General features: G+C 69.0%; 3 protein-coding genes. 2 read left to right on the top strand and 1 reads right to left on the bottom strand.

What is annotated here, in order from left to right:
• The coding region (locus RWO33_RS18635) for a prolyl oligopeptidase family serine peptidase (RefSeq protein WP_314106738.1) at positions 1 to 2,379 on the top strand (2,379 nt) is incomplete at its 5' end.
• A 345-nt stretch (positions 2,380 to 2,724) separates the two neighbouring features.
• Positions 2,725 to 5,436 (top strand): phosphoenolpyruvate carboxylase, encoded by a 2,712-nt coding sequence (gene ppc, locus RWO33_RS18640; protein WP_314106741.1) that lies wholly within the window; start codon positions 2,725 to 2,727, stop codon positions 5,434 to 5,436.
• A gap of 111 nt (positions 5,437 to 5,547) precedes the next feature.
• Here ppc and RWO33_RS18645 read toward each other — a convergent pair whose 3' ends face one another.
• Positions 5,548 to 6,057, bottom strand: coding sequence for an acyl-CoA thioesterase (locus tag RWO33_RS18645; protein WP_314106743.1), 510 nt, complete (start codon positions 6,055 to 6,057; stop codon positions 5,548 to 5,550).
• Between the last annotated feature and the right edge of the window lie 91 nt (positions 6,058 to 6,148).

The raw sequence follows: 6,148 nt of genomic DNA on the forward strand, positions 1-6,148 counted from the left end.
GGCCAGGGCTACCAGCTGCCCTCGGCCGCGCTGCAGGCGGTGGCCAATGCGCCGCGTGCGCCCACGCTCAGCCTGTCCCCGCGCCGCGACATCGCCGCCCTGCTGCAGACCCCGCCGCTGCCCTCGATCAACGACGTGGCCCAGCCCGAGCTGAAACTGGCCGGCGTGCGGATCAACCCGGCCACGCATTCGGCCAGTACCTTCACCTTCGGCAACAAGCTGTGGCTGATGAACATCGCCGATGGGAAGGAGCGCCAGATCAGCGGCCTGCCGCAGCCGCTGTCGATCGCCTCGCTGGCGTGGTCGCCGGACCAGCGCTATCTGGCCTTCAACCAGGTGCAGGCGGCCAGCGGTGCCAATGAACTGTGGATCGTCGACGTCGCCGACGGCACCGCGCGCCGACTGCTGGTCGACCTCAACACGGTGTTCGGCGACGGGTACGGCTGGCTGCCTGACAGCCGCGGGCTGCTGGTCACCCAGCAGCTGAAGAACCCCGGCCCGGTGCCCGCCAGCGGCGGCATCCCCACCGGTCCGGCGATCCAGCAGACCCAGGCCGCCGCGGGCGTGCGTGCGATCCGCACCTACCAGGACCTGCTGTCCAACGAGGCCGATGCACGCCTGTTCGACTTTCATGCCCGCGCGCAGCCGGCACGGGTAGGGCTCGACGGCCAGGTCACGCCGTTGTCGAGCCCTGGCATCTACCTGGACCTGAGCGTGTCGCCGGACGGGCGCCACGTGCTGGCCGAACGCGTGCAGCGTCCGTACTCCTACCTGGTGCCGGTCGACGATTTCCCGCGCCGGATCGAGGTGCTGTCCAGTGCCGACGGTAGCCTGCAGCACACCCTGGCCGACCTGCCGCTGGTGGAAGGCCTGCCCACCGGCAACGACGCGGTACCGGTCGGCGTGCGCAACGCCAGCTGGCGTGCCGACGCGCCGGCCACGCTGGTCTGGGCCGAAGCCCAGGACGGCGGCGACCCGGCCCGCGAGGCCAAGGTGCGCGACGCGGTGCTGATGCAGGCCGCGCCGTTCGACACCGCGCCGGTCACGCTGGCGCAGCTGGGCAGCCGCTACGCCGGCATCCAGTGGGGCCGCGCCGACCTCGCGCTGCTCAACGAATCGTGGTGGAAGTCGCGCGTGGTCAAACAGTGGCGGATCGCGCCGGACCAGCTCGACCAGGCACCGCAGCTGCTGTCCGAGCGCTCCTCGCAGGACCGCTACAACGACCCGGGACGCCCCGCGCTGATGCGCGATGCGAACGGTCGCACGCGCCTGCAGACCAGCGCCGACGGGCGCAGCATCTTCCTGCTCGGGCAGGGCGCGTCGCCGGAAGGCGACCGACCGTTCGTGGACCGCTTCGACCTGGAAACCCGCCAGGCCACGCGGCTTTTCCACTCGCAGGCGCCGACCTATTCGCTGCCGCAGGCCCTGCTGGACCAGGAAGGCACGTCGGTCCTGCTGACCCGCGAATCGCCGGACACCCCGGCCAACTACTTCGTGCAGTCGCTGGCCGATGCCACGGCGGCACCGCGTGCCCTGACCCACTTCGAGCATCCGCTGCCGCAGCTGCGCGGGGTGAGCAAGGAGCAGATCCGCTACAAGCGCAAAGACGGGGTGGACCTGACCGCCACGCTGATGCTGCCGCCCGGCTACAACGCCAGGAAGGACGGCCCGCTGCCGATGCTGATGTGGGCCTACCCGGGCGAGTTCAAGACCGCTGCGGCGGCCAGCCAGGTGACCGATTCGCCGTACCGTTTCAATGCCGTGGGCTACTGGGGACCGCAGGCGTTCCTGGCCAAGGGCTATGCGGTGCTGGTGAGCCCGTCGATGCCGATCATCGGCGAAGGCGACAAGGAACCCAACGATACCTACCTGCCGCAGCTGGTCGCCAACGCGGAAGCGGCAGTGGACGAAGTGGTACGGCGCGGCGTGACCGACCGCGACCACATCGCCATCGGCGGGCATTCGTACGGAGCGTTCATGACCGCGAACCTGCTGGCGCACACGCGGCTGTTCAAAGCGGGCATCGCGCGCAGCGGCGCCTACAACCGCACGCTCACCCCGTTCGGGTTCCAGGCCGAGGAGCGCAACTTCTGGCAGGCGCAGGACGTGTACCTGAAGATGTCGCCGTTCAACTTCGCGGACCGGATCAAGGACCCGATCCTCTTCATCCATGGCGAGGACGACAACAATTCGGGCACCTTCCCGATGCAGAGCGAGCGCATGTTCGCGGCGGTGAAGGGGCTGGGCGGCACCGCGCGGCTGGTGATGCTGCCGAACGAGTCGCACCACTACCGCGCGCGCGAGTCGCTGATGACCATGCTCGCCGAGAGCGAGCGGTGGCTGGAGCAGACCATCGGGCCGGGGATGAAGATGAAGTGATGTGGCGCCGGGCGTTGCCCGGCGTTTTCCTTCGTTTCTGCTTCATGAAAGTCTGATGCATGTCTCCGGCGTTGCTGAACGTCGGAGGGATGCCGGGGACGAATGCTACGCGCCTTCGGATGCTTGTGCCGCGCTGGCGCGCGGTTGCCACGCATGGCGTGGCACTACGAATTTTTACGTGCGCAGGACGATGGCGTTGGCGGCTCCGGTGGACCTCGTAGTGCCACGCCATGCGTGGCAATCCGTCACCAACACATGCAATTGAAACTATCTGTACGGCGTCGATCGCCGCGCGATCTGGGTTAGGCTTGATGCGATTCCGTTCCCGAGGCCAGTGCGTCGCAGATGAACGAGTACCGCAGCAGCATCGTCTTTGCCAGTCCCGACATTCCCCTGCGTGACGACGTGCGCCGCCTTGGCGCACTGGTCGGCGACCTGCTTGCAGAGCAGGTGTCCACGCAGTTCTTCGATGAAGTGGAACAGGTGCGCACCCGCGCCATCGCACGCCGCGAAAGCGACGCGCCGCTGTCCGACCTCAACGATGCACTGGCCGGGTTGCCGCCCGAACGCGCCGAAGCGATGGTGCGTGCGTTCAGCACCTACTTCCAGGTGGTCAACATCGCCGAGCGGGTGCACCGCATCCGTCGTCGCCGCGATTACCAGCGCGCCGGTACCGCCGCGCCGCAGCCCGATGGCCTGCAGGACGCCCTGCAGAAGCTGAAGGCGCAGGGAGTGACGCTCGAGGAACTGGCCGAGTGGCTGCCACGCATCGACATCGAACCGGTGTTCACTGCGCACCCGACCGAAGCGGTACGCCGCGCGCTGCTGGAAAAAGAGCAGCTGATGGTGGCCAGCCTGGTCGACAACCTCGATGGCCAGCGCACCCCCGGCGAAGCGGCTGCCGACGCGGCACGGTTCCGCATGGCGCTCACGGCGTCCTGGCAGACCACCGATTCCTCGCCGGTGCGCCCGACCGTGGACGACGAACGCGAGCACGTCGGCTTCTACCTGGTGCAGGTGCTGTACCGGGTGATCCCGGTGCTCTACGAATCGCTGCAGCAGGCCCTGCTGGACACCTACGGCGACAGCGTGCCGCTGCCGCGGCTGCTGCGCTTCGGCACCTGGGTGGGCGGCGACATGGACGGCAACCCGAACGTGGATGCCGGTACCATCCGCAACACATTGGATGCGCAGCGCCAGGCCGTGCTGGGCCGCTACCAGAAAGACCTGCTGCAACTGGCCAGCCTGCTCAGCCAGTCCACCGAACGGGTCGCGGTGAGCGATGCGCTGCAGGCCCGGGTGGCGCACTACCAGCAGCGGTTGCCGAAGGTGGTCTCGCGTCCGCGCCATGCGGACATGCCGTACCGCCTGCTCAACGACCGCATGCGCGCGCGCGTGCAGGCCACGCTGGAGGATGCCGACGGCGCGTATGCCTCGCCGCAGGAGCTGGAGGAGGACATCACCCTCATCCTCGACAGCCTGCATGCCAACAAGGGCGACCACGCCGGTGGCTTCGCGGTGCGTCGGCTGTTGTGGCGGGTGCGTACCTTCGGCTTCCACCTGGCGCGGCTGGACGTGCGCCAGGAGTCGAGCGTGCATGGGCGCGCCCTGGCCAGCGTGCTGGACGGCCAGGACGCCTGGGACGCCGCCGATGCGATCGCGCGTGCGCAGCGTGTGGCGCCGTTTGCCAGCGGTGAGCAGGCGCTGCCGGCGAGCACGGAGGAGGGCGGCCAGCGCCTGGATGCGGTGTTCGCCGCGCTGGCCGATGCCCGGCGCCGGCATGGGGCCGACGCCCTGGGCAGCTACATCATCTCGATGGCCCACGACCGCAGCGACGTGCTGGCAGTGCTGGCGCTGGCGCGACGCGGCGGGCTGGTCGACGACACCGGCGCGGTACCGCTGGACATCGCCCCGCTGTTCGAGACCGTCGACGACCTGCAGCGTGGCACCGACACGCTGCGCGACCTGCTGGCCGACCCGGTCTACCGCGCCCACCTGGCCGCGCGCGACGACGTGCAGATGGTGATGCTGGGCTATTCGGACAGCGGCAAGGACGGCGGCATCGCCGCGTCGCGCTGGGGCCTGCAGCGTGCCCAGGTGGAACTGCTCGAGGTGGCGGCGGAAAGCGGCATCCGGCTGACCTTCTTCCATGGTCGTGGCGGCTCGATCAGCCGCGGCGGCGGCAAGACCACCGACGCGGTGGATGCCTCGCCGCGTGGCAGCATCGACGGCCGCCTGCGGGTGACCGAACAGGGTGAAGTGATCCACCGCAAGTACGGCATCCGCGCGCTGGCGCTGCGCTCGCTGGAGCAGTCCACCGGCGCGGTGCTGCGCTCGAGCCTGCGTCCGCGTGCGCCGGAGCCGCGCGAAGCGCAGTGGCGCCCGGTGATGGATCTGGTGGCGGCGAAGAGTGCCGAGGCCTACCGCACGTTCGTGGGCCAGCCCGATTTCATGCAGTACTTCCGCCAGGCCACCCCGATCGACGTGATCGAGCGGATGACGCTGGGCTCGCGGCCCTCGCGGCGGCTTGGCCAGGACGCCGCGCTGGGCAACCTGCGCGCGATTCCGTGGGTGTTCGCCTGGAGCCAGGCACGCGCGGTGATTCCGGGCTGGTATGGCGTGGGCAGCGGACTGCAGGCGGCGATCGATGCCGGGCATGCGGCCACGCTGCAGGAGATGGCGCGCGACTGGCCGTTCTTCAGCACCTTCCTGGACGACATCGCGATGGTGCTGTCCAAGGGCGACATCACCATTGCCGAGCAGTTCTCGCGCCTGTCCGGTTCGCTGCACGACCGGTTCTTCCCGCAGATCCAGCGCGAACTGGCCCACACCGGCAGGCTGATCCTGGACATCACCGGCCAGGAGGAACTGCTGCAGCACGATCAGCGCCTGGCGCTGTCGATCCGCCTGCGCAATCCCTACATCGACCCGATCAGCGTGCTGCAGGTGGACCTGCTGCGCCGCTGGCGGGAAAGCGGCGGCGAGGATGACGAGGTGCTGCGCGCACTGGTGGCGTGCGTCAACGGCGTCTCCCAGGGCGTGCAGAACACCGGCTGATTCGGGGGACGGCGCATGTGCCACCATCGGTAGCGCCGGCCGTTGGCCGGCCCAAGCGGCGCATCCGAAGGTCCCCAGGGCCGGCCAACGGCCGGCGCTACCGTCCTGGTTTCAGGATCCATCCGGAGACGGCGGATTCGACGCCAGCAGTTCGCGCTGGCGCTGCTCCATCTCACCGCGCAACTGACGTCGCAACAACGCTGCAGCGTGCCGGCGGCGTTGGTTGCTGCTCTCCAGTTCCAGCGCAGGCACCGGGGTCGGGCGGCCGTCGTCATCCACTGCCACCATGGTGAAGAAGCAGCTGTTGGCATGCCGCACGCTGCGCTTGAGGATGTCTTCGGCCACCACCTTCACCCCGACCTCCATCGACGAGGTGCCGGTGTAGTTCACCGAGGCTAGGAAAGTGACCAGCTCGCCCACCGCGATCGGTTCGCGGAACGTCACCTGGTCCACCGACAGGGTGACCACGTAGCGTCCGGCGTAGCGGCTGGCGCAGGCATAGGCGACCTGGTCGAGCAGGCGCAGGATCGCCCCGCCATGGACCTTGCCGGAGAAGTTGGCCATCTCCGGCGACATCAGCACGGTCATGGTCAGCTGGTGGGATTTGATCTCTGAGCTCATGTCCCGATTGTATCGGCCCACGAACTGCCCGGTAGCGCCGGCCGTTGGCCGGCCCCGTTATCGCCTGGGCCGGCCAACGGCCGGCGCTACC

It is taken from the genome of uncultured Stenotrophomonas sp. (assembly GCF_963519925.1).
Classification (GTDB): domain Bacteria; phylum Pseudomonadota; class Gammaproteobacteria; order Xanthomonadales; family Xanthomonadaceae; genus Stenotrophomonas; species Stenotrophomonas maltophilia_AE.